The sequence below is a fragment of the Streptomyces sp. NPDC091282 genome, assembly GCF_044757385.1.
GTDB classification, from domain to species: Bacteria; Actinomycetota; Actinomycetes; order Streptomycetales; family Streptomycetaceae; genus Streptomyces; species Streptomyces gramineus.
This window is the reverse complement of the sequence record NZ_JBIVUX010000001.1, coordinates 886,517-907,201: the sequence shown is the minus strand read 5'-3', so window position 1 is coordinate 907,201 and position 20,685 is coordinate 886,517. Positions and strand designations below refer to the sequence as shown.

The window sequence follows — 20,685 nt, the reverse complement described above, 5'->3', positions numbered from 1 at the left end:
GACGACGGACCCGCCCGCCCCCGCCTACGCCCCGGTCGCCCTCGCGACCTGCTCCCGCACCAGCGCCCGTCCCCCCTCGGACACCCCGGCCAGCGCCCCGGCGAACAGCTCCTCCACCCCGTCCCCGCCGGCCGCGGCCGACCCGCGGCTCAGCTCGTACCGCTCCCGCACCGCGACCCGCAGCACACCCCCCGTGTCCACCGCCGCCGCGGCGATCGTCGGCACCTCGCCGCCCGCCGGATCCGCGACCTTCGCGTACGCGCCCCGCACCGGCTCCCGCCAGCGCAGCGCCAGCAGGACCGGCGCCTTGGCCTCCAGCTCGGCCAGGTCCACCTCGTCCACGCCGTCCGCCGTGAGCACCTCGGCCCACGCGTCCAGCACGATCGCCGCCGGCAGCAGGTCCCGCAGGGTCGACCCGGCGAGGTTCCCGCCCACCGTCGCGGTCCGGCGCACCGAGCCCGTGCCGACGCCCTTCGCCGCCGTCCGCAGCACCTCGGGAACCCGGTCGTCCACCTGGTGCAGCAGCACCGCGCCCCCGAGCACGCCGTCCCCGATCGCCGTGGCCTCGGGCACGTTCCGCAGGGAGACCGCCTGTTCCGGGAAGCCGTCCCGTTGCCACACGGCCCAGACGAGGGTCGCACCACCGACGGGTATCGCTCCCTCGGACAGGCACTGGCGGGCCTCGGACACCGACGTGGGCAGACGCAAGCGCACGGCTACCTGCTTTCTGGGCGGACAGGTGGCGCGGAGCGGACGCGGCCCCCCGGCCACGCGTGGCGGTGAAACCGGATTCTGCCCCGGCGCACCGGAGCGCATGCAGGGCTCACGGCGGCAATGGGGGCGCCTTCCGCCGGGAAAAGGCCTACGGCGTTGTCACCCCGGCGTCGTACGCTTGGTAGCGCGAGGCCGCCCTCAGCTACGCGGCCGTGATGAGGAGGAACCGCAGGCCTTAAGCGCCGGCCCATGACTCAGACACCCACAGCTCACACGCCCGCGCAGCAGCAGGCCCGAGCTCAGTTCGAGGTTCCCGCCCAGCACCCCATGGTCACCGTGCTGGGATCCGGCGACTCCCTGCTGCGTGTGATCGAGAAGGCCTTCCCGGCGGCCGACATCCATGTCCGGGGCAATGAGATCAGCGCGGTCGGCGATGCCCGTGAAGTCGCCATCGTCCAGCGCCTGTTCGACGAGATGATGCTGGTGCTCCGCACCGGGCAGCCGATGACGGAGGACGCAGTGGAACGCTCGATCGCCATGCTGCGGGCGAGTGAGAACGGGGAGGGCGCGGAGGAGACCCCGGCCCAGGTTCTGACCCAGAACATCCTGTCCTCGCGCGGCCGTACGATCCGCCCCAAGACCCTCAACCAGAAGCGGTACGTCGACGCGATCGACAAGCACACGATCGTCTTCGGCATCGGCCCCGCCGGTACCGGCAAGACCTACCTCGCCATGGCCAAGGCGGTGCAGGCCCTGCAGTCCAAGCAGGTCAACCGCATCATCCTGACCCGGCCCGCGGTCGAGGCGGGCGAGCGGCTCGGCTTCCTGCCGGGCACGCTCTACGAGAAGATCGACCCCTACCTGCGGCCGCTGTACGACGCGCTGCACGACATGCTCGACCCGGACTCGATCCCGCGCCTGATGGCGGCCGGCACCATCGAGGTGGCGCCGCTCGCCTACATGCGCGGCCGCACCCTCAACGACGCCTTCATCATCCTCGACGAGGCCCAGAACACCTCGCCCGAGCAGATGAAGATGTTCCTGACCCGGCTCGGCTTCGAGTCGAAGATCGTGATCACGGGTGACGTCACCCAGGTCGACCTGCCCAACGGGACCAAGTCCGGTCTGCGCCAGGTGCAGGACATCCTGGAGGGCGTGGAGGACGTGCACTTCTCCCGGCTGACGTCCCACGATGTCGTACGGCACAAGCTGGTGGGCCGTATCGTCGACGCGTACGAGCAGTACGACAGCACGCACGGCACGGAGAACGGCGCCCACCAGGGCGGCCGCTCGAAGTCCGGGCACAAGGGGAAGTAGACAAGCACAGCGCCATGTCGATCGACGTCAACAACGAGTCCGGAACCGAGGTCGACGAGCAGGCGATCCTCGACATCGCCCGCTACGCCCTCGCGCGGATGCGCATCCACCCGCTCTCCGAGCTCTCGGTGATCGTCGTGGACGCCGACGCCATGGAGCAGCTGCACATCCAGTGGATGGACCTGCCCGGGCCGACCGATGTCATGTCCTTCCCGATGGACGAGCTGCGCCCGCCGTCGAAGGACGACGACGAGCCGCCGCAGGGGCTGCTCGGCGACATCGTGCTCTGCCCGGAGGTCGCCGCCAAGCAGGGTGCCGAGGCCGACACCCAGCACTCCATGGACGAGGAGCTCCAACTGCTCACCGTCCACGGAGTGCTGCACCTGCTCGGCTACGACCACGAGGAGCCCGACGAGAAGGCCGAGATGTTCGGCCTGCAGGCGGCCATCGTGGACGGCTGGCGCGGAGAGAAGGGCCTGACCGGCCCCTCGCCCGCGCCCACGGTCTCCTAGCCGGGGGTCGGCCTCGTATGAGTCCCCAGATCGTCGCCGGAGCGATCGCCCTGGTCGTCGTCGCATGGCTGGCCGCCTGCGCCGAGGCCGGTATCGCCCGCGTCTCCAGCTTCCGCGCCGAGGAGGCGGTGAAGTCCGGGCGGCGCGGCAGCGCCAAACTCGCCCAGATCGCCGCCGACCCCACCCGCTACCTCAACGTGGCGCTGCTGGTCCGCGTCGCCTGCGAGATGGCCGCCGCGGCCCTGGTCACCTACGCCTGCCTCCAGGAGATCCCCGCCACCTGGGAGGCGCTGCTCGCCGCGATCGGCGTGATGGTTCTCGTGTCCTACGTCGCCGTCGGCGTCTCCCCGCGCACCATCGGCCGCCAGCACCCGCTGAACACGGCCACGGCCGCCGCGTACGTCCTGCTGCCGCTGGCCAGGATCATGGGCCCGGTCCCGTACCTGCTCATCCTCATCGGCAACGCCCTGACCCCGGGCAAGGGCTTCCGGCGCGGTCCGTTCGCCTCCGAGGCCGAACTGCGCGCCCTGGTCGACCTCGCCGAGAAGGAGTCCCTGATCGAGGACGAGGAGCGCCGGATGGTGCACTCGGTCTTCGAACTCGGCGACACCCTCGTGCGCGAGGTGATGGTCCCGCGCACCGACCTCGTCGTCATCGAGCGGTACAAGACCATCCGGCAGGCCCTCACCCTGGCCCTGCGCTCCGGTTTCTCGCGCATCCCGGTCACCGGCGAGAGCGAGGACGACATCGTCGGGATGGTGTATCTGAAGGACCTGGTCCGCAAGACGCACATCAGCCGGGACGCCGAGTCCGACCTCGTCTCCACCGCGATGCGGCCCGCGTTCTTCGTGCCCGACACCAAGAACGCCGGCGACCTGCTGCGCGAGATGCAGAAGGAACGCAACCACGTCGCCGTCGTCATCGACGAGTACGGCGGCACGGCCGGGATCGTCACCATCGAGGACATCCTGGAGGAGATCGTCGGCGAGATCACCGACGAGTACGACCGTGAACTCCCGCCCGTCACCGACCTCGGCGACGACCGCTACCGGGTCACCGCCCGCCTCGACATCACCGACCTCGGCGAGCTGTACGGCCTGGAGGAGTACGACGACGAGGACGTGGAGACCGTCGGCGGCCTGCTCGCCAAGGCGCTCGGCCGGGTGCCCATCGCGGGTGCCGCCGCCCAGGTCGAACTGCCCGACGGCCGGAAGCTGGCGCTGACCGCGGAGGCCGCCGCGGGCCGCCGGAACAAGATCGTGACGGTGCTGGTGGAGCCGGTTCCGGTGCCCGACGACCCCGAGGACGCACCCGAGTGACCCCCGACCGGCTCCGCGCCCTGTGCCTCTCCTTCAACGCGGCGGCCGAGGAGTTCCCCTTCGGCCCGGACACCTCCGTCTTCAAGGTGCTCGGCAAGATGTTCGCGCTGAGCCGGCTGGACGCACGCCCGCTGACGGTCAACCTCAAGTGCGACCCGGAGGACGCGGTGCGGCTGCGCGCCGACCACGAGGGACTGATCGTCCCCGGCTACCACATGAACAAGCGCCACTGGAACACGGTGACCGCGGACGGCGGCCTGCCCGACCGGCTGCTGAAGGAACTCGTAGAGGACTCCTACGACCTGGTCGTGGCCGGTCTGCCGAGGGCGGAACGGCTGCGCCTTGACCGGGCCTGACGCGGGCGGCCCGGGTGTCTGACCGAGTCAAGTTGTTCGTATGCTCGGGGCATGACCGAGAGCAGCGCGCTTGACCCCGAGGACCGGAAGATCGTCACCCTGGCCCGTTCGGCCCGGGCCCGCAACGGGGTGCCCGAGGGGGCGGCGGTCCGGGACTCCACGGGCCGGACCTACGTGGCCGGCACGGTGGAGCTGGCCTCGCTGAAGCTGAGCGCGCTGCGGACGGCGGTGGCGATGGCGGTGGCGTCGGGGGCGGAGTCGCTGGAGGCGGCGGCGGTCGTGACCGGCGCGGACGGGGTCGGTCCCGAGGACCTGGCGGCGGTGCGGGATCTCGGCGGGGCGGGGACGCCGGTGCTGCTGGCGGGGCCGGACGGAGAGGTACGACTGACCGTCCCGGCCTGACCGGGTTGACTCCGTCGGGGGGCGGACGAGGACCGTTGACCCGGGTGCGGGTACGTCGTGGTCGCTCGCGCAGTTCCCCGCGCCCCCGAAAGGGGCGCGGGGAACTGCGCGACCAGCCCCCACGCACCCGCACTCGCCCCGGTGGCCGCACCGCCCCGTCGCACTAGGCCAGATTTCAACCTTGTCGGGTCCGTGTCGCTCGCGCATCAATGGGACCGTAAGTTCCGACGGACCGTCAGATACGGGCGGGGCGCCGGAACCGGCGCCCCGCGGTGTGCCCGCATCCACCCGGACCGGGGTCGCCATCCCCACATGGCATTCCCACAACGGGAAGGGAGCCCGATCCCATGAAACGCTTGACCACCGGTGCGGCCCTCGCGGCGGGGGCCCTCGCCGCCACGGCGCTGGCCTTCGCACCCTCGGCCGCCGCCGTCACCCCGACCACCGCCACCGTCACCGCCAGCTGCGGCATCTTCGGCGGCGGCGCGGCCACCCTCACCGCGACCCAGAGCGGTACCTCGGCCACCCTCAAGCTCACCTCCACCGCGATCACCACCCCGCTCGCCCTGTCGGCGAACTCCATCGCCTCCACGCTCACCATGGCCAACTCGCACGGCAGCAACGTCGTCTTCAGCGGCACCGTGAACCCGGCCATGGCCGCCGGCAGCGCCGTCACCGTCGGCCCGCTGCCCGGCACCGTCGCCTCCGGCGACAGCCTCGACTTCCACGGCGGCTCGCTGAAGATGGTCATCTTCGGCATCACCGTCACCTGTACGTCCAGCGCGGCCCAGTCGCCCGGTCCGTTCGTCTTCTGATCCCGGGCGCGCTGACGGGTTCGTTCCGGATGCCGCAGAAGCTGATGAACCGTCAGGTTTCTGCGGCATCTCCATTGACTTCTCACGCGCCCTCCACATCAATGGCCCCCTGTCGGCGCAGAGGAGCCGCTGCGCCCGCAACCCTCAGGAGGGGGCTTCCATGGGTTCACCCCCAAGATCACGAAGATCCCGACGGTGGCGCCTGGTCTCACTGTTCGGGGCGACCGCGCTGGCGGTCACGGCGGGAGGCGCGCTGGCCTGTCCGGCCGGTGCCGCCGGGACGAACGTCGACTTCGCCACCCACTGCATCCCGCCCGCCGTCGCGGGCCTCCCGCCGATCGACGGCACGACCACCGCGAGCGTCTCGGTGGACGACGCCACACCCAAGGTCGGCGACACGGTCACCGTGACCTACACGGTGGTCACGCCCGCCGCCAACAACCCGACCGCGCTCGCCCTGCCGGCCGACATCATGACGCCGACCGGGAAGGTGACCCTGGGCGGGGCGCAGAGCGGGGACGTCACCGTGACCGGGCCGAAGAAGAACGACCCGGTGCCCGGTTACGGCACCTTCCCGTCGTTCTCGATGACCGGCACCTTCACGGTCACCTCGCCGGGTGCCATCACCCTCTCGCCCGGCGACTACAACATCCACACCAGCTACATCCTGGAGCTGGACACCCCCTGCACGGTCACCAACCCGCCCGCCCCGGTGTCGCAGACCGTCACGGCGACCGACTCGACCCCGGTCAACAACCGCGCCATCTCTCTGAGTTCGGCCTCCGGGAACGCCGGTGACAGCGTGACCGTCAGCGGGCGGAACTTCACCCCGGGCGCGGCCGTCACGCTCGCCGGCCGGTCCGGGAGCAGCCAGACCGCGGACACGGCCACCGCCACCGCGGGCTCCGACGGTTCCTTCAGCGCCCCGCTCACCGTCAACGACAAGACGACGACCGGGATCGTGGCGTACGAGGGAAGCGCGTGGAGCGACACGGCGGGCGCCGGTCCCGCCGCCTACGTGGTCAACGACACCACTCCGGTGCCGGACGGCAGCCAGAAGCTGACGACCACCGTCAAGGCGGGCACCCTGTCCATGTCCCAGGCCGGGGACTCCGTCGCGCTGTCGGCGGTCGACTTCGGCCAGGGCGGGGCGTCCACCGGCGCGCTGCAGACCGTCACCGTGAAGGACTTCCGCGGCGGTCCCGCCGGGTGGTCGCTCACCGGCAAGGTCACCGACTTCACCGGGCCCGGCGCCAAGATCGACGCCGGGAAGCTGAGCTGGACGCCGTCCTGCGCGACCAAGGCGGGCAGCCCGAGCACCTGTGCGGCCGGTTCGGCGGGTGCCGTCGGCGCTTCCGGAGCGACCCTCGCGTCGGCCCCGGACTCCACCGTCACCGGCGGCGAGTTCACCGTCGGCGCCGGACTCTCCCTGGACGTACCGGCGTTCACGCCGCCGGGATCGTACTCCGGAGTCCTCACCCTGACGCTCAGCTGAGCCACCTCCCCGTGGCGACCGGGCCCGCCGGACGGACCCGGTCGCCACCCGAACCGCTTCCGACCGGGGGTCCGCACCCATGCGTCGCGTCAAGCCGTATGTCCTCCTCCTGAGCCTGCTCCTCGGACTCCTGTGCGCGGTGGCTCCCGCGCACGCCGCCGACAACGGCAGCTGGTCCGTGTATCCGGTCGCCTCCAGGATCGCCGCGCGGCCGTACTTCTACCTCTCCCTGGACCCCGGGCGGACGATCACCGACAAGGTGGCCGTCGCCAACAAGACCGGCAGGCCGCTCACCTTCCGGCTGTACGCGGCCGACGCCTACAACACCGCGCGGGACGGCGGATTCGCCGTCCGGACGGTGCGCGAGAAGATGCGGGGGGTGGGGGCCTGGGCGCGGATCGCGAAGAAGCGGATCACCGTGCCGCCGCACCGGACGGTCACCGTCCCCTTCACCCTCCACGTGCCCGGGGACGCCGAACCCGGCGACCACCCCGGAGCGATCGTGGCGCTGGACGAGCGCGTCGACCCGGGAGCCGGTTCCCTCGCGCTCGGCGTGCAGCGGGCCGTCGGCGCCCGCGTCTACCTGCGGGTCAGCGGGCCCACGCTGCCGGCTGTCTCCGTCGAGAACGTGCGCCTCGTCCACCACCAGCCGCTCGTGCCCGGCCTCGGCGACAGCACGGCGACGGTCTCCTACACCCTGCACAACACGGGGAACGTGACGCTGAACCCCCGGGTCCGGCTGCGGGCCGAGGGACTGTTCGGCCGTACGCTGCTCAGCCGCGACCTCACCGGCGTCCCCTCCGAGCTGCTGCCCGGAGAGCGCGTGCGCCTGACCGCGCCCTGGCGGGACGCGCCCCAGTTCGACTGGGGGAACGTCACGCTGACGGCCAGCGCGCACGGCACCGAGGAGTCGGCGAGCACGTCGTTCCTCGCCCTGCCGTGGCTGGTGGTGGGGCTGGTCTTCGCCGCCGGGGTGGCCGGCGGCGTGCTGCTGGCCCGGGTCCGGCGGCGCCGTGGTCCGCCGCGGCCGTTCAGAGGGCGTCGGGACCGCGCTCGCCCGTCCGTACCCGTACGACCGTCTCCACCGGCTGGGCCCACACCTTCCCGTCCCCGATCTTCCCCGTCCGCGCGGCCGTGACGATCGCCTCGATCACCGGCTCGGACTCGGCGTCCTCCACGACCACCTCGATGCGGACCTTGGGTACCAGGTCGACGCGGTACTCGGCGCCGCGGTACACCTCGGTGTGGCCGTGCTGCCGGCCGTACCCGCTGGCCTCGGTCACGGTCAGGCCGTGCACGCCGAGCTCCTGGAGTGCGGTCTTCACGGCGTCGAGGCGGTGGGGCTTGACGATCGCGGTGACGAGCTTCATGGCTGGGGCTTGACCTTCTGGGCGGAGGGGAGGAGGGACGCGCCGACCGGGGCGCCGTGGCCCAGGACTCCGTGATCGTAAGCCGTCTCGGCGTGCACCGTAAGGTCGAGACCCGTGTGCTCCTGGTCCTCGCTCGCCCGGAAGCCCAGCGTCCTGTCCAGCAGCCGGCCGAGCCCGTACGTCACGGTGAACGCGTACGCCGCGACGGCCGCCACCGCCACCGCCTGCTTCCCGAGCTGGGCGAGCCCGCCGCCGTACAGGAGGCCCTCGGCGCCGCCGGTCATGGCCCGCTCGGCGAACAGGCCGATCAGGAGGGTGCCGACGACTCCGCCGACCAGGTGGACGCCGACGACGTCCAGCGAGTCGTCGTAGTTCAGCCGGAACTTCCAGGAGACCGCGTACGAGCAGACCACGCCCGCGGCGAGGCCGACCACCAGCGCGCCGGGCAGCGACACCGAACCGCACGACGGAGTGATCGCGACCAGGCCGGCGACGGCGCCGGAGGCCGCGCCCAGCGTGGTCGGGTGGCCGTCGCGCCGCTGCTCCACGAAGAGCCAGCCCAGCAGGCCCGTGCAGCCGGCGGCCATGGTGTTCAGGAAGACGGCGGCCGCCAGACCGTTCGCGCCGAGCGCGCTGCCCGCGTTGAATCCGAACCAGCCGAACCAGAGCAGACCGGCGCCCATGACCACCATGGGGAGGTTGTGCGGGCGCATGGCGTCCTTCTTGAACCCGAGCCGCGGGCCCAGAACCAGGCACAGCGCCAGGCCGGAGGCGCCGGAGCCGATCTCGACGGGCAGGCCGCCGGCGAAGTCCAGGGCGCCCAGGTACCGCGCGATCCAGCCGCCCGGACCCCACACCCAGTGCGCCACCGGAACGTATACGAGCAGCGCCCACACCGGCACGAACACCAGCCACGCCCCGAACTTCGCCCGGTCCGCGACCGCACCGCTGATCAGCGCGGCCGTGACGATCGCGAAGGTGAGCTGGAAGGTGGCGAACAGGAGGGTGGGGACGGTGCCCTGCACGCTGTCCGGGCCGAGCCCGCTCATCCCCGCGTGCGTCAGGCCGCCGAGCAGACCCGCCCCGACGTCCGGCCCGAAGGCCAGCGAGTATCCGGCCGCCAGCCACACCACGGTCACCAGCGCGATCGACACGAAGCTCATCATCAGCATGTTGAGGACGCTCTTGGTGCGGACCATGCCGCCGTAGAACAGGGCCAGGCCGGGCGTCATCAGCAGGACCAGGGCGGTGGCGGCGAGCAGCCAGGCGGTGTCGCCGGTGTCGGCGTGCGCGGCGGCGGTGATCACGGGCGGCTCCGGCGTCGTGGGGGCTCGGCAGGGGAACGTCGTGCGGGCTCGTCAGAGATTCACCGCATCGCGTTTCCGGCCGCCTACAGGAGTGTTTCCGTGACGTTTCGTTGCCGCTGCGTCACCGAATTCTCACGGTACGGCGGGGGCTCGTGGATCAGGGAGAATGGGGGCCATGAGCGTTCGCAGCCAGTCAACCGAGCCGTCGGAACCGTCGAAGGCCGTCCACCGGGCGGGCTTCGCCTGTTTCGTCGGACGCCCCAACGCGGGCAAGTCCACCCTCACGAACGCTCTGGTCGGGCAGAAGGTGGCGATCACCGCGAACCAGCCGCAGACCACGCGGCACACGGTACGCGGCATCGTGCACCGGCCGGACGCGCAGCTGATCCTGGTCGACACCCCGGGCCTGCACAAGCCGCGCACGCTGCTCGGCGAGCGGCTCAACGACGTCGTCCGCACGACCTGGGCCGAGGTCGACGTGATCGGCTTCTGCCTGCCGGCGAACGAGAAGATCGGTCCCGGTGACCGCTTCATCGCCAAGGAGCTGGCCGGGATCCGCAAGACCCCGAAGATCGCCGTCGTCACCAAGACCGACCTGGTCGACTCCAAGGCCCTCGCCGAGCAGCTGATCGCCATCGACCAGCTGGGCAAGGAGCTGGGCTTCGAGTGGGCCGAGATCGTGCCGGTGTCGGCGACCGGCGACCGGCAGGTGAGCCTGCTGGCCGACCTCCTCGTGCCGCTCCTGCCCGAGGGCCCGGCGCTCTACCCCGAGGGCGACCTCACCGACGAGCCCGAGCAGGTCATGATCGCGGAACTGATCCGCGAGGCGGCCCTGGAGGGCGTCCGCGACGAACTGCCGCACTCCATCGCCGTCGTCGTCGAGGAGATGCTGCCGCGCCCGGACCGCCCCGCCGACAAGCCCCTCCTGGACATCCACGCCAACCTCTTCATCGAGCGCCCCAGCCAGAAGGGCATCGTCATCGGCCCCCAGGGCAAGCGCCTGAAGGAGGTCGGCATCAAGTCCCGCAAGCAGATCGAGGCCCTGCTGGGCACCCCGGTCTTCCTGGACCTGCACGTGAAGGTCGCCAAGGACTGGCAGCGGGACCCGAAGCAGCTGCGGCGGCTGGGGTTCTAGGGCGTGTTGCCCTAGGGCCGGCCCCGCTGTCCTACTGCGCCGTCTCCCCGAAGGCGGCGACGAAATCCCGTACCACCCCCGCCGAGAAGGGGTCGGTCGCGGGGTCCTCCGGTGTGAGCAGGCTGACGGTGTAGTACTCCGCCATCAACAGGCCCGTTCCTTCGACCGCTTGTCCGACGTCGGGGTCGTCCGTCCTGATGCCGGAGATCGCCGTGGCGTGCAGCGGCCCGGTGCGGCGGCGGTAGAAGACTGCGAACGGCCCCTGCCCCGAGTGGTCCAGCGCGTAGCCGTTCTCCTCCCAGAAGTCCTCCATCTCCGGCCCGGAGGAGAAGGTGACGATCCCGGAGTAGTCGTCGTCCGGTTCGGGAAGCCGCCACGGCGCCTCCCCGGCCGACGGCTCCCCGGACAGCAGGAGCCGCGACCACCGCCGGCGGGCGCGGGCCACGAAGCGGCGCATGGCGTCGGGGAAGGCCGAGTCCACGGTGAAGTCGTTCGAATGACCGGTCAGGTCCATACGTGTTCCTCGCTGGGGTGCGGTGTCTGTGTGATGTGCTTGGTTCAGGCCGTCCAACCCGAGGTCGGGCCGTGGTACCGAATCGCGTCGCGGGGAACGGTGACGTCGCTGCCGGAGAACCAGATGTGGTCCCGGCCGCCCCGGAGCCGCCCGGAGAAGAGCTTCTTCTCGGCCTCGAATTCGATCATGTACTCGCTCTTCTCCTTCGTGAGACCGAGATAGGACTTGAAGCCGCCGGGCTTCTTGGCCACCTCTGCCGGGCTCATCGGTGTGACGTACACTGCGGCGGCGTTTCTCCCCTGGGTCGTGGCCGGCACCTTCAGGGTGATGCCGTTCTTGCCACCGCCGCCCATGATCTTGTTGTAGCCGCTCTTGGTCGTGTAGTGCCGGATGACGGTCTTGCACGAGGGAGCCAGCCCCAGCGGGTCGACCCAGGCGAGCGGGTTGACGACGTAGCCGTGGTGGTGCGGGGCCGGGTCCAGCCCCAGCGGGTCGGGGCTGTGGTACCGGGCCGCGGCGGGGTCGTAGTAGCGGTGGTGGTTGTAGTGCAGCCCTGTCTCGACGTCGAGATACTGGCCCGGAAAACGCAGCGGGCAGTCAGCCTGACCGGGGGACGGCGGGGCGCCCGTCGGCAGGCCCCACAGGGTGTTCCGGGAGCGCCAGACCGCCCGGCCATCCTCGTCGACGAGTTCCGTGGGTGTGCCGACGAGATCGGTGACGATGGAGTAGAACCGTTCGTCGACCCATGAGTCGTCGTCCGGGCCGCCGCTCGACCGGGTGCGCTGTACGAGGGGGCGGTCACCGCCCGGTTCCCAGTCCCATGTGGTCGTCTCCGAGGAACCCCGGGCAGCCGAGCGGTTCTGCTCGGCCAGCCGGGTGCCGTCCCAGACGAAGTCGGTCCGTTCCAGGACGGTTGTACCGTCGGCGGCGAGGAGTTCCTTGGCGGTCCGCCTGCCCAGCGGGTCGTAGCGGTAACGCCACAGGCTCCCGTCGGGGGTGCGCACGGCGCGCAGCCGGTCCTCGGGGTCCCAGGTGAAAGCCCAGACGCGGTGTCCGCCGGACAACAGGGTGCGGGTGTGCCGCACCACCCGGCCCTGGGCGTCGTGTTCGTACCGGGAACGCCCGGCGCTCTGCACGAGGGTGCCCCGGTAGGTGAGGGCACCCTGGACCTCGGGTGTCCGACCGTCGGACAGTCCGGAAAGCTCGGACCGGACGAGGTTGCCCAGACCGTCGTAGGCGTAGTTCTCCCGGCGGTCGCGGGCGGTGACCGCGGTGACCCGTCCGCGCGAGTCGAGCGCGTACGCGGTGGAGCCCGACGTGGAGTCGGTGACGACGCTGGGCAGGCCGTCGGCACGGTAGGTGTACGAGCGGGCGATCAGGTCCGGCTCGTCCCGCGCCCCCACGACCTGGGACACCAGGCGATGCCCGGTGGAACTCCACCCCTGCCGCAACGACGCTCCGTTCGGCAGGGACCGCAGCACCTCGTGGCCGGCGGCGTCGTGGGCGAAGCCCACCGTGTGCCCCGAGCCGTGCAGCTCGGCCGGGTGATGCCCGGCGTCGTAGCGCCACTCACTGAGCAGGCCGCCCGGTGTCCGGCGACGTATGCGCCGGCCGGCGGCGTCGTAGGCGTTCGTCAGCGTCGCGCCGTTGCAGGTCTCCGTCAGGACGCGGCCGTTCGCGTCGTAGGTGAACGAGAGATCGGCGTCCGCGTTGACGGCACGCAGGAGAGCTCCGCCCCGGTCGTACTCGAAGTGCGTGACGCGGCCGTCGGAGTCCTCCTGCTCGATCACCCGGTCCAGCGCGTCGTGACGGTAGCGTACGGACTGACCGGCGCCGTTGACGCGTTCGACGACCCTTCCCACCGGGTCCCGCAGATAGGCGGTCTCGCGGCCGTTGAAGTCCGTCTCAGCGATGAGGTCGCCCAAGGGGTCATAGACGTACGTCCAGGTCTGCCCCTGGGCGTTGCGTACGGCTACCGGCCGGAGTTCGGTGTCGTACGTGAATTCGATCCTGCCGCCGTCGGTGTCGGTCCGGGCGGCGGTCCGGTCGAAGGGGGCCGGCTCGAAACGAGTGACGGCGGCCAGTACGTCGGTGTGCGTGAGGATGTTGCCCTCGGCGTCGTAGGTCCAGGTCTCGGCCGAGCCGTCGGGGAAGGTGCGCCGCGCCGCATGCCCCTCGACGGTCCATGCCACGGCGGTCGCCCCGCCGTCCGGCTCGATGACCTGGACCGCCCGGCCGAACGCGTCGTAGCGGAACCGTGTGACGGCCCCCACCGGTGAGGTCACCTCGGTCGGCAGCCCCGCGGCGTTGCTGGTCACCCGGCTCTCGCCGCCGAGTGTGTCGGTGACCGAGGCGACCGCGCCCCGGTCGTCGTAGCGGTAGGCGGTGGTCGAGGCGGACGGGTCGGTGACGGACACCACGTTTCCGCGGTCGTCGTAGGCGTAGTGCCAGGTGGCACCGTCCTGCTCGACAGCCGTGACCAGGTCCCCGCCGCGCGTGTAGGTGTAGGCGGAGCCGCTTCCGTCCGGATGGACCACGAGGGTGGTGTTGCCGTCCTCGTCGTACGTGTAGCCGGTGGTCCGGTCGAGCGGGTCGGTGAGGGTCAGGAGATTGCCGTGCCGGTCCCAGGTCCGGGTCGTCGTGTGCCCGAGCGGGTCGGTCTCGGTGATCAGCCGGTAGGCCTCGTCGAACCGGTAGGTGGTGCTGTGGCCGAGGGAGTTCGTGGCTACCGAGGTGTGGCGCTTCGCGTCGTAGAGGTAGGTGTAGTCAAGGATGCCGCCGGTTCCGGTGGTGGCCGTGCACCGGTCTTCGTCGTCGTACGTGTACCGGTACCGGACACCGTTGCGGTCCTCCCAGCCGGTGATGCGGTGCCGCTCGTCGTAGTCGAATCTCAGAGGCAGACCTGAGGAGTTGTAGATCTCCGTGAGATCACCCCTCGCGTCGTACCCGTAGCGCAGGAGCGTCGGCCGCTCGGGGTCGCTGAGCAGGGTGAACCGGTTGATCCGGCCCGCTTCCGTCGTCACCCCCAGCCGGTAGCCTCCGCTGTGCGCGACCTCCGTGAGGGTGCCGTCCGGCCCGTGGCTCAGAGCGACGGTGTTGCCGTTGGCGTCGGTGAGGGAGACGAGCGGCAGATCGGTCGCCGCGTGGCCGGGCAGCCGCCGGAAACGGAGTGTCAGGCCGGTCTCCGGTCGGCGTACGGCCAGGACTCCGGCCCCTTCGTCGACCCACTCCAGCGGCCACCGTGGGCCTTCGACGGGAAGCACCGGGACGCCCTGGGCCGGCAGCGGATAGGTGAGGGCCATTCCGTCGGCGGTGTGGAACCGGACCCCGTACGGTTCGAGGATCAGTCGCTGATCAACCGTGGACGTCCAGGCGGGGCCGAACATACGTCCGTCGCCGAGGCCGGTCCGGTGGTGCCGCTCGATCTCCAGGGGGAACACCCCGTCCAGCAGGATGTCCGTCTCGGAGAGGACCATCTGCCCGGTGGCCATGTCGATCGGGTCGCCACAGGTGACGAGCTTCTTCATCTGCCGGCTCAGCGCACGGGTGCTCCTGCCGAGCCCCTTCACTCCGATGCTCATGGCCTTCATGCCGCCGCGGAGGTTCTTCAACTCCTTGACGCCCTTGGCGAGTTTGCCCAGTGACGTGATGCCCTTGCCGCCGGGTATGCAGTCCAGGGCCGCGAACGCGACGTCCCACAAGGAGGCTTGGCCTTTGGAGTATTTGTAGAGGGTGTCCGCGAGGACGACGAGGGCGGCGACCAGGACGATCGCGCCGAGGATCGGACCGCCGATGATCAGCGCGATGATCCCCACGACCGCGACGACGACCTTGCAGACCGTGACGATCGTGTCCCAGTTGTCCTCGAACCAGTGACCCACGTCCTGCCACCAGTGCCGGTTCGGGATCCCCGCGTCCGACGCCTCGTCGATCTTCCGCTTCGCCTCGCCCGCCGCGTCGTCGCGCATCCTCCGCGCGTCCTCGGCCATCTTCTTCGCCGCGTCCAGCGCGCTCTGCGCGGACGTGACATCCGACTGCGCCGCCGTGTGGGCGGACTTCGCGTTCCGCATGTCCCGGGTCGCGGCCCGCACCTTCGCCTCGTCCGGCTTCTCGCCGTCCGACTTCGCGCCGGTGGGGTCGTCCTTGTACTTGTCGGCTTCCTTCCCGGCCCGCGTCACCCACGAATCAGCCGAGGACAGCCGCGACTTGGCCGAGGAAAGATCGGACTGGGCGTCCTTCGCCTTCGCGAGCGCCCGGTCCGCCAGAGCCTGCGCACGCTCCAGCTTCGGCCAGTAGTCCGCCAGCGCGTCTCCGCACAACTCGTAGGACTTCTTCAGCTTCTTCAGGTTCTTCGGAACGTCCTTGAACTGCTCCTTGAAGACGTCCGCGGACTTCCCCGCCCACTGCAGCAGGGTGTCCTCACCCGCCATGCCCTTCACCAGACGCAACGCGTCCGAGACGTCATCGGCGAAGGCGTGCAGCTGGGAGGCGAGCGTACGGACCCGGTACGGATCACCGGGCGTGGGATCCCGGTCCAGGTCGAGTGGCTGCCAGTCCGCCGGCCGGTACCCCGCCATACCCCGCAACCCCCGTTGCCGTCGTTCGCTCATTGCGTGTGCGTTCCGGCAACGGTATCCGAGGGGTCAGGAGCGGCTCGGGGTCATGTCCTGGAGGCCCACCACCCGCAGCAGTTGCAGGCGTTCGTGGGAGGGGGAACCCGGGCGGGCGGTGTGGACGACCAGTTGCTGGTGGGTGTCGGCGTTGAGGAGGACCTCGCAGTCCAGTTCCAGGAGGCCGACGGCGGGGTGCAGGAAGCGTTTGACGGTGGCGCGCCGGACCGCCACCTCGTGGTCGGCCCACAGGCGGGCGAACTCCTCGCTGCCCGCCAGGAGTTCGGCGATGAGGGCGGCGAGGACCGGGTCGGCGGGGCGGGCCGCGGCCACCGCCCGCAGGTTGGCCACGTGGTCCCGGGTGTGGGCCGGCCGGTCCTCCGGCGGGAACAGGTCGCGGGCCGACGGGTCCAGGAAGTACCGCCGGAGCAGGTTCCGTTCACGCGGCGGCCGGGCCAGGACGTCACCGCTGAGCGCCCGCGACAGCGCGTTCTGGGCCAGGACCTCGCCGTAGTCGGTCGTCACCAGCGCCGGGGTGTCGTGCAGTCGGTCCAGGACCAGGAGGAGGCCGGGGCGGACGTGGGTGCTCGTCGCCTCCCGGCGCGGCGGCTCCTCGCCGGCCAGGTGGAACAGGTGGTCGCGTTCGTCATCCGTCAGCCGCAGCGCGCGGGCCATCGCCGTGAGCATCTGGCGGGACGGGCGCGGGCCCCGGGACTGTTCGAGGCGGGTGTAGTAGTCCGCCGACATGCCGGCCAGGGACGCCACCTCCTCGCGGCGCAGGCCCGGCGTGCGGCGGCGGGCGCCGGCGGCCAGGCCCACGTCGGCGGGGTCCAGGCGGGTGCGGGCGTGGCGAAGGAAGTCGGCCAGTTCGGGGCGGTTCACCCCTCCAGGGTGACGCGGGCCGCCCGGCTTATCCAGGGACTGCCGGTCCCCTGATCGGGAGGTCTCTCCCGGTGCCGGTCCGCCGGGCCGAGGGTGGTGGTGTCGGAGCGAAGGCCCAGAAGGAGAACGTCATGATCACTCTTGTCACCGGAACGACCGGACAGGTCGGACGGCGGTTCGTGCCCCGGCTGCTCGGCCAGACCCGGCCGGGGGAGCGGGTGCGCGTGCTGGTGCGGGACGCGGCCCGCGGCGAGCCGTTCGAGGCCCTCGGCGCCGAGGTGGCCGTCGGCGACCTGCGGGACGAGGAGGCGCTCGGCAAGGCCGTCGCCGGGGCGGACGCCGTCGTGAACGTCGCCGCGGCCTTCCGCGGGGTGCCGGACGAGGAGGCGTGGGCCGTCAACCACGATGCCGCGGTGGCCCTCGGCAGGGCCGCCCTGGCGGCCGGCGTACGACGGTTCGTGCAGGTCAGCACCGGGAACGTGTACGGCACCGGGCGCGGCAGGCCGCTGACCGAGGAGGACGAGAGCCGGCCCGGCGGCGAGCTGTGGGGCGCCTACCCGGAGTCCAAGGCGGCCGCCGAACGGGAGCTGCTCGCGCTGGCGGGCGCCATGGAGGTGCGGATCGGGCGGCTGCCGTTCGTCTACGGCGAGGGGGACCCGCACCTGGCCGCCGTCATGCGCTGGGCCGTGAACTGGGCGCCCGCCCAGCGGCTCCAGATGGCCCACCACGCGGACGTCGGCCAGGGCCTGATGCGTCTGCTGTACGCCCCGGCGGTCGGCGGCCCGCTCTACAACATCGCCGACGACGCCCCGGTCACGACCGTCGAGCTGTACCGGCTCAACGGCGTGGAGATGCCCGCGGACCAGCACACCCGCACCGATGCCGACCCCTGGTTCGGGATCATGTCCAACCAGCGGATCCGCCGCGACCTCGGCTTCCGGCCGATCTACCCGAGCGTGTGGACCGCCCGCGACGCCGGAGCCCTGTGAACAACACGCCCTAGTCGACCCCTCGTATCCGCCCCACGAGCCCCGCCCCCGCCAGCCCGATCACCGCCGCGAGCAGGTAGAGCACCCGGTAGCCGCCCAGGTAGGTGACGACCGGCGCGGCGAGGGCGGGGGCGGCGACCTGGGGCAGGGCGTTGGCCACGTTGATGACGCCGAGGTCCTTGCCGCGGTCCAGGGCCGTCGGTAGCACGTCCGTCATCAGGGCGAAGTCGACGGAGGTGAAGACGCCGAAGCCGACGCCCAGCAGGGCCGCCGCGACGATCGCCCCCGGCCAGGTCTGCCAGCCGGCCAGCAGCGCGGTCGCCGCCGCCATCAGCATCCCCGACCAGATCACGAACGGCTTGCGCCGGCCCACCCGGTCCGACCAGACGCCGCCGACCACGACGGTGGCCATCAGCGTCAGCCCGTTCACCGCCGTCAGGATCAGCACGCCCTGCTCGGGGTCGGCGTGGTGCAGGCGGTCGCGGAGGTAGTACAGCAGGTAGAGCAGGACCAGGGCGTTGCTGAGGTTGATCAGGAAGCGGGTCAGCCACGCCCAGCCCAGGTCCGGGTGGCGGCGCGGGCTCAGCCAGAACCCGGCGAGGAAGCCCCGCCGTGACCAGGGCGGCCGGTCCGCGGGCGCCAGCCTGAGGTCCGGGTACCGGAGCACGTACGGCAGCACGCCGAGCGCCGTGAACACCGCGCACGCCGTGTAGCCCGCCCCGACGCCCCCGACGGCCGTCGCCAGCCCCGTGCCGCCGACCACCCCGAGGATCTGCGCGGCGCCCAGCCAGCCGCCCACCGAGCCCCGCTGGCTCCTGGGCACCCGGTCCGGCACGGCCGCCGTGACGGCCGCGAACGCCGCGTTCAGCGTCAGCTGGACCAGGCACCAGCCCAGCATCATCGTCCCCATGCCGCCGGCGCCCGCCAGGAGCAGCAGGGACAGCGCCCCGCCGGCCGTGCCCGCGACGATCCACGGCGTGCGGCGGCCCCGGCGGGACGTCGTACGGTCCGACAGCGCGCCGAACAGCGGGTTCGCCGCCAGCGACACCACCGCGCCGACGCCGGTCACCCACGCGAGCATCGTCTCCTTCGACATCCCGGAGCCGGGCGCGAAGTCCTTCGCCTGGGAGGCGAGGAGGATCTGGAGCGGGCCGTACCAGCCCACCCAGATCGCCCCGTTGGCGAGACTGAGCGCCGAGGTCCAGCCCCGGCCGACCCGCTCGGCCGGTTCGGCCAGCGCGGCCGGCTCCCGCGTCGTGGTCATCCGCGCGCCCGGGCTCTCTGGGCCAGGAGCCGGTCGCGGAACCAGCGGTAGGACGACTTCGGGGTCCGCGTCCCGGTGGCGTAGTCCACGTGGACCAGGCCGAACCGGCGCGCGTACCCCTCCGCCCACTCCCAGTTGTCCAGCAGCGACCAGACGAAGTAGCCGCGCACGTCCACCCCGGCCCGAACCGCCCGGTGCAGCGCCCGGATGTGGCCGTCCAGGTAGGCGATCCGTTCCTGGTCGTCCAGGCCCTCGTAGGAGCAGCCGTTCTCGGTGATGACGATCGGCGGGAGCCGGTCGCCGTAGCGGTCCCGGAAGCCGGTGAGGAGTTCGGTCAGGCCCTCCGGGACCACCGGCCAGCCGAAGTCCGTCACCGGCACGTCCTCGATGTCCTGGACGGAGAAGGGGAGGTCGGCCGGGAGGGTGAGCCCGCCGAACTCGATCTCGGTGCCGCGCGGGGCGCCCACCTTCGTCGGGGCGTAGTAGTTGACGCCGTACCAGTCGAGCGGCTCGGCGATCACCGCCAGGTCCGCGGCGACGTCGCCCGGCATCAGGTCACCCATGCCGTCGGGGTACGCGCCCAGCAGGACCGGCTCCGCGAACAGCCGGTTGAGCAGGAGGTCGTAGAAGGCGGCCGCGTCCAGGTCCGGCTGCTCCGGCGAGGCCGGCCAGGTGGGGCCGTGGGAGTTGGCGATGCCGATGTCGGCGGCCCCCGCCGCGCGCAGCGCCCGTACCGCCAGGCCGTGGGCGAGGAGCTGGTGGTGGGCGGCCGGGAGCGCGTCGAACATCAGCCGCTCGCCGGGGGCGTGGGCGCCGAGGGCGTGGCCGAACAGGGTGTGCTCGGCGGGCTCGTTCAGGGTGATCCACTTGTGGACGCGGTCGCCGAGCCGGTCCGCGACCGTCGTGACGTGGTCGGCGAACCGGGCCGCGGTGTCCCGTTCCAGCCAGCCGCCCTTGTCGTGCAGGGCCGTCGGCAGGTCCCAGTGGAAGAGGGTGGGGACCGGGCGTACGCCGGCCGCGCACAGCTCGTCCACCAGCCGGTCGTAGAAGTCCAGGCCGCCCGCCGAGCGCACCCTCGGCCAGGAGACCGAGAAGCGGTACGCGTCCACGCCGAGGCCGGCCAGCAGGGCGACGTCCTCGCGGTGGCGGTGGACGTGGTCGCAGGCCACCGCCGCCGTCGAACCGTCCTTGATCCGGCCGGGTCCGGCCGAGAACACGTCCCACACGGAGGACTCGCGCTCCGTTGCCGCCCCCTCGATCTGGTGGGCCGAGGTCGACACACCCCAGAGGAAACCGTCGGGGAAGCCGGGGAGCTCAGGTGCCGGATGGACCGCGTCAGTCGCCATGGCCGGGATCATCCTTACCACCAGTAACGGAAGTCAACGCCTCGGCGTGAACTACCCGTTGCCGGTGCCGTTCAGGCGCCCTCCTTCAACACCCTTGTGATCAGCTCTCGTTGCTCGGCGGTCAGCTGCGGGTCGGCCGCGTACGCGGTCCGCCCGTCCACCGTGATCCGGTACGCGAACCCGTCCGGCACCCCGTGCGGGGGCGCGCCCCGGCCGGCCGCGAGCGCGTGCTCGGCCAGGGTCTGCCACTCCTGGGCGTCGGGCCGCCCCGAGGTGTCCACCTCGGCCTGCCGCTCGATGCCCGCGAACCCGCCCGTACGCCTCACCTGAATACGCAT

General features: G+C 71.7%; 19 protein-coding genes. 10 read left to right on the top strand and 9 right to left on the bottom strand.

What is annotated here, in order from left to right; translation table 11 throughout:
• Positions 1 to 24: 24 nt before the first annotated feature.
• The gene (locus tag ACIQOE_RS04135; RefSeq protein ID WP_401409546.1) at positions 25 to 714 is read right to left on the bottom strand and encodes an FAD binding domain-containing protein; all 690 of its coding nucleotides are present in this window, start codon (positions 712 to 714) and stop codon (positions 25 to 27) included.
• A 249-nt stretch (positions 715 to 963) separates the two neighbouring features.
• On the opposite strand from ACIQOE_RS04135, the gene ACIQOE_RS04130 reads away from it, so the two are divergent.
• From ACIQOE_RS04130 to ACIQOE_RS04095, 8 genes are all read left to right on the top strand, one after another.
• Positions 964 to 2,031, top strand: a complete 1,068-nt coding sequence (locus ACIQOE_RS04130; protein ID WP_351319545.1) for a PhoH family protein — start codon at positions 964 to 966, stop codon at positions 2,029 to 2,031.
• Between the two features lie 14 nt (positions 2,032 to 2,045).
• Positions 2,046 to 2,543 (top strand): rRNA maturation RNase YbeY, encoded by a 498-nt coding sequence (ybeY, locus tag ACIQOE_RS04125; RefSeq protein ID WP_351319547.1) that lies wholly within the window; start codon positions 2,046 to 2,048, stop codon positions 2,541 to 2,543.
• Between the two features lie 17 nt (positions 2,544 to 2,560).
• Positions 2,561 to 3,862, top strand: coding sequence for a hemolysin family protein (locus ACIQOE_RS04120; RefSeq protein ID WP_362646322.1), 1,302 nt, complete (start codon positions 2,561 to 2,563; stop codon positions 3,860 to 3,862).
• Positions 3,859 to 4,218, top strand: a complete 360-nt coding sequence (locus ACIQOE_RS04115) for an MmcQ/YjbR family DNA-binding protein (RefSeq protein ID WP_351319551.1) — start codon at positions 3,859 to 3,861, stop codon at positions 4,216 to 4,218. Before ACIQOE_RS04120 ends, ACIQOE_RS04115 begins: the two co-directional genes overlap by 4 nt.
• A 51-nt stretch (positions 4,219 to 4,269) precedes the next feature.
• Positions 4,270 to 4,620 (top strand): cytidine deaminase, encoded by a 351-nt coding sequence (locus ACIQOE_RS04110; RefSeq protein WP_351319553.1) that lies wholly within the window; start codon positions 4,270 to 4,272, stop codon positions 4,618 to 4,620.
• A gap of 347 nt (positions 4,621 to 4,967) precedes the next feature.
• Positions 4,968 to 5,435, top strand: a complete 468-nt coding sequence (locus ACIQOE_RS04105; RefSeq protein ID WP_351319555.1) for a hypothetical protein — start codon at positions 4,968 to 4,970, stop codon at positions 5,433 to 5,435.
• Positions 5,436 to 5,595: 160 nt separating this feature from the next.
• Complete coding sequence (locus ACIQOE_RS04100; protein WP_401409542.1) at positions 5,596 to 6,930, top strand: beta-xylosidase; 1,335 nt, start codon at positions 5,596 to 5,598, stop codon at positions 6,928 to 6,930.
• A gap of 79 nt (positions 6,931 to 7,009) precedes the next feature.
• Positions 7,010 to 8,068 (top strand): WxL protein peptidoglycan domain-containing protein, encoded by a 1,059-nt coding sequence (locus tag ACIQOE_RS04095; RefSeq protein ID WP_365563418.1) that lies wholly within the window; start codon positions 7,010 to 7,012, stop codon positions 8,066 to 8,068.
• Here the strand turns inward: ACIQOE_RS04095 and ACIQOE_RS04090 are convergent.
• On the bottom strand, positions 7,962 to 8,300 hold the full coding sequence (locus ACIQOE_RS04090) for a P-II family nitrogen regulator (protein ID WP_351319561.1): 339 nt from the start codon (positions 8,298 to 8,300) through the stop codon (positions 7,962 to 7,964). The genes ACIQOE_RS04095 and ACIQOE_RS04090 overlap by 107 nt on opposite strands.
• Entirely contained in the window at positions 8,297 to 9,607 is a 1,311-nt protein-coding gene (locus tag ACIQOE_RS04085; RefSeq protein ID WP_351319563.1) for an ammonium transporter, read from the bottom strand. The genes ACIQOE_RS04090 and ACIQOE_RS04085 overlap by 4 nt, the downstream gene beginning before the upstream one ends.
• A gap of 166 nt (positions 9,608 to 9,773) precedes the next feature.
• Here ACIQOE_RS04085 and era point away from each other — a divergent pair, with 166 nt between their 5' ends.
• Positions 9,774 to 10,742, top strand: coding sequence for a GTPase Era (gene era / locus ACIQOE_RS04080; RefSeq protein ID WP_351319565.1), 969 nt, complete (start codon positions 9,774 to 9,776; stop codon positions 10,740 to 10,742).
• A gap of 31 nt (positions 10,743 to 10,773) precedes the next feature.
• On the opposite strand, the gene ACIQOE_RS04075 is transcribed toward era, so the two are convergent.
• From ACIQOE_RS04075 to ACIQOE_RS04065, 3 genes are all read right to left on the bottom strand, one after another.
• The gene (locus ACIQOE_RS04075) at positions 10,774 to 11,256 is read right to left on the bottom strand and encodes a hypothetical protein (RefSeq protein ID WP_351319567.1); all 483 of its coding nucleotides are present in this window, start codon (positions 11,254 to 11,256) and stop codon (positions 10,774 to 10,776) included.
• Between the two features lie 44 nt (positions 11,257 to 11,300).
• Positions 11,301 to 15,833 carry a DUF6531 domain-containing protein gene (locus ACIQOE_RS04070; RefSeq protein ID WP_401409539.1) on the bottom strand — a complete coding sequence of 1,511 codons (4,533 nt, stop codon included), beginning with the start codon at positions 15,831 to 15,833 and terminating at the stop codon, positions 11,301 to 11,303.
• A 66-nt stretch (positions 15,834 to 15,899) separates the two neighbouring features.
• On the bottom strand, positions 15,900 to 16,748 hold the full coding sequence (locus ACIQOE_RS04065; RefSeq protein WP_401409537.1) for a helix-turn-helix transcriptional regulator: 849 nt from the start codon (positions 16,746 to 16,748) through the stop codon (positions 15,900 to 15,902).
• Positions 16,749 to 16,879: 131 nt separating this feature from the next.
• Between ACIQOE_RS04065 and ACIQOE_RS04060 the strand changes: the two genes are divergently transcribed.
• Entirely contained in the window at positions 16,880 to 17,737 is an 858-nt protein-coding gene (locus tag ACIQOE_RS04060; RefSeq protein ID WP_362646301.1) for an NAD(P)-dependent oxidoreductase, read from the top strand.
• Positions 17,738 to 17,747: 10 nt separating this feature from the next.
• On the opposite strand, the gene ACIQOE_RS04055 is transcribed toward ACIQOE_RS04060, so the two are convergent.
• From ACIQOE_RS04055 to ACIQOE_RS04045, 3 genes are read right to left on the bottom strand one after another with little or no spacing between them, the layout of a single operon-like run.
• Entirely contained in the window at positions 17,748 to 19,001 is a 1,254-nt protein-coding gene (locus ACIQOE_RS04055; protein ID WP_401409535.1) for an MFS transporter, read from the bottom strand.
• Positions 18,998 to 20,359, bottom strand: coding sequence for a GH1 family beta-glucosidase (locus ACIQOE_RS04050; protein WP_401409533.1), 1,362 nt, complete (start codon positions 20,357 to 20,359; stop codon positions 18,998 to 19,000). The genes ACIQOE_RS04055 and ACIQOE_RS04050 overlap by 4 nt, the downstream gene beginning before the upstream one ends.
• Before the next feature lie 59 nt (positions 20,360 to 20,418).
• Complete coding sequence (locus ACIQOE_RS04045; protein ID WP_362646294.1) at positions 20,419 to 20,685, bottom strand: protealysin inhibitor emfourin; 267 nt, start codon at positions 20,683 to 20,685, stop codon at positions 20,419 to 20,421.

What these genes read in the sequence shown, in the direction of transcription:
- ACIQOE_RS04075 (WP_351319567.1), bottom strand. Translation starts at nt 11,256, where the DNA reads ATGGACCTGACCGGTCATTCGAACGACTTCACCGTGGACTCGGCCTTC.
- ACIQOE_RS04090 (WP_351319561.1), bottom strand. Translation starts at nt 8,300, where the DNA reads ATGAAGCTCGTCACCGCGATCGTCAAGCCCCACCGCCTCGACGCCGTG.
- ACIQOE_RS04060 (WP_362646301.1), top strand. Translation starts at nt 16,880, where the DNA reads ATGATCACTCTTGTCACCGGAACGACCGGACAGGTCGGACGGCGGTTC.
- ACIQOE_RS04120 (WP_362646322.1), top strand. Translation starts at nt 2,561, where the DNA reads ATGAGTCCCCAGATCGTCGCCGGAGCGATCGCCCTGGTCGTCGTCGCA.
- ACIQOE_RS04055 (WP_401409535.1), bottom strand. Translation starts at nt 19,001, where the DNA reads ATGACCACGACGCGGGAGCCGGCCGCGCTGGCCGAACCGGCCGAGCGG.
- ybeY (WP_351319547.1), top strand. Translation starts at nt 2,046, where the DNA reads ATGTCGATCGACGTCAACAACGAGTCCGGAACCGAGGTCGACGAGCAG.
- ACIQOE_RS04070 (WP_401409539.1), bottom strand. Translation starts at nt 15,833, where the DNA reads ATGGCGGGGTACCGGCCGGCGGACTGGCAGCCACTCGACCTGGACCGG.
- ACIQOE_RS04095 (WP_365563418.1), top strand. Translation starts at nt 7,010, where the DNA reads ATGCGTCGCGTCAAGCCGTATGTCCTCCTCCTGAGCCTGCTCCTCGGA.
- ACIQOE_RS04105 (WP_351319555.1), top strand. Translation starts at nt 4,968, where the DNA reads ATGAAACGCTTGACCACCGGTGCGGCCCTCGCGGCGGGGGCCCTCGCC.
- era (WP_351319565.1), top strand. Translation starts at nt 9,774, where the DNA reads ATGGGGGCCATGAGCGTTCGCAGCCAGTCAACCGAGCCGTCGGAACCG.
- ACIQOE_RS04130 (WP_351319545.1), top strand. Translation starts at nt 964, where the DNA reads ATGACTCAGACACCCACAGCTCACACGCCCGCGCAGCAGCAGGCCCGA.
- ACIQOE_RS04045 (WP_362646294.1), bottom strand. Translation starts at nt 20,685, where the DNA reads ATGCGTATTCAGGTGAGGCGTACGGGCGGGTTCGCGGGCATCGAGCGG.
- ACIQOE_RS04050 (WP_401409533.1), bottom strand. Translation starts at nt 20,359, where the DNA reads ATGATCCCGGCCATGGCGACTGACGCGGTCCATCCGGCACCTGAGCTC.
- ACIQOE_RS04100 (WP_401409542.1), top strand. Translation starts at nt 5,596, where the DNA reads ATGGGTTCACCCCCAAGATCACGAAGATCCCGACGGTGGCGCCTGGTC.
- ACIQOE_RS04110 (WP_351319553.1), top strand. Translation starts at nt 4,270, where the DNA reads ATGACCGAGAGCAGCGCGCTTGACCCCGAGGACCGGAAGATCGTCACC.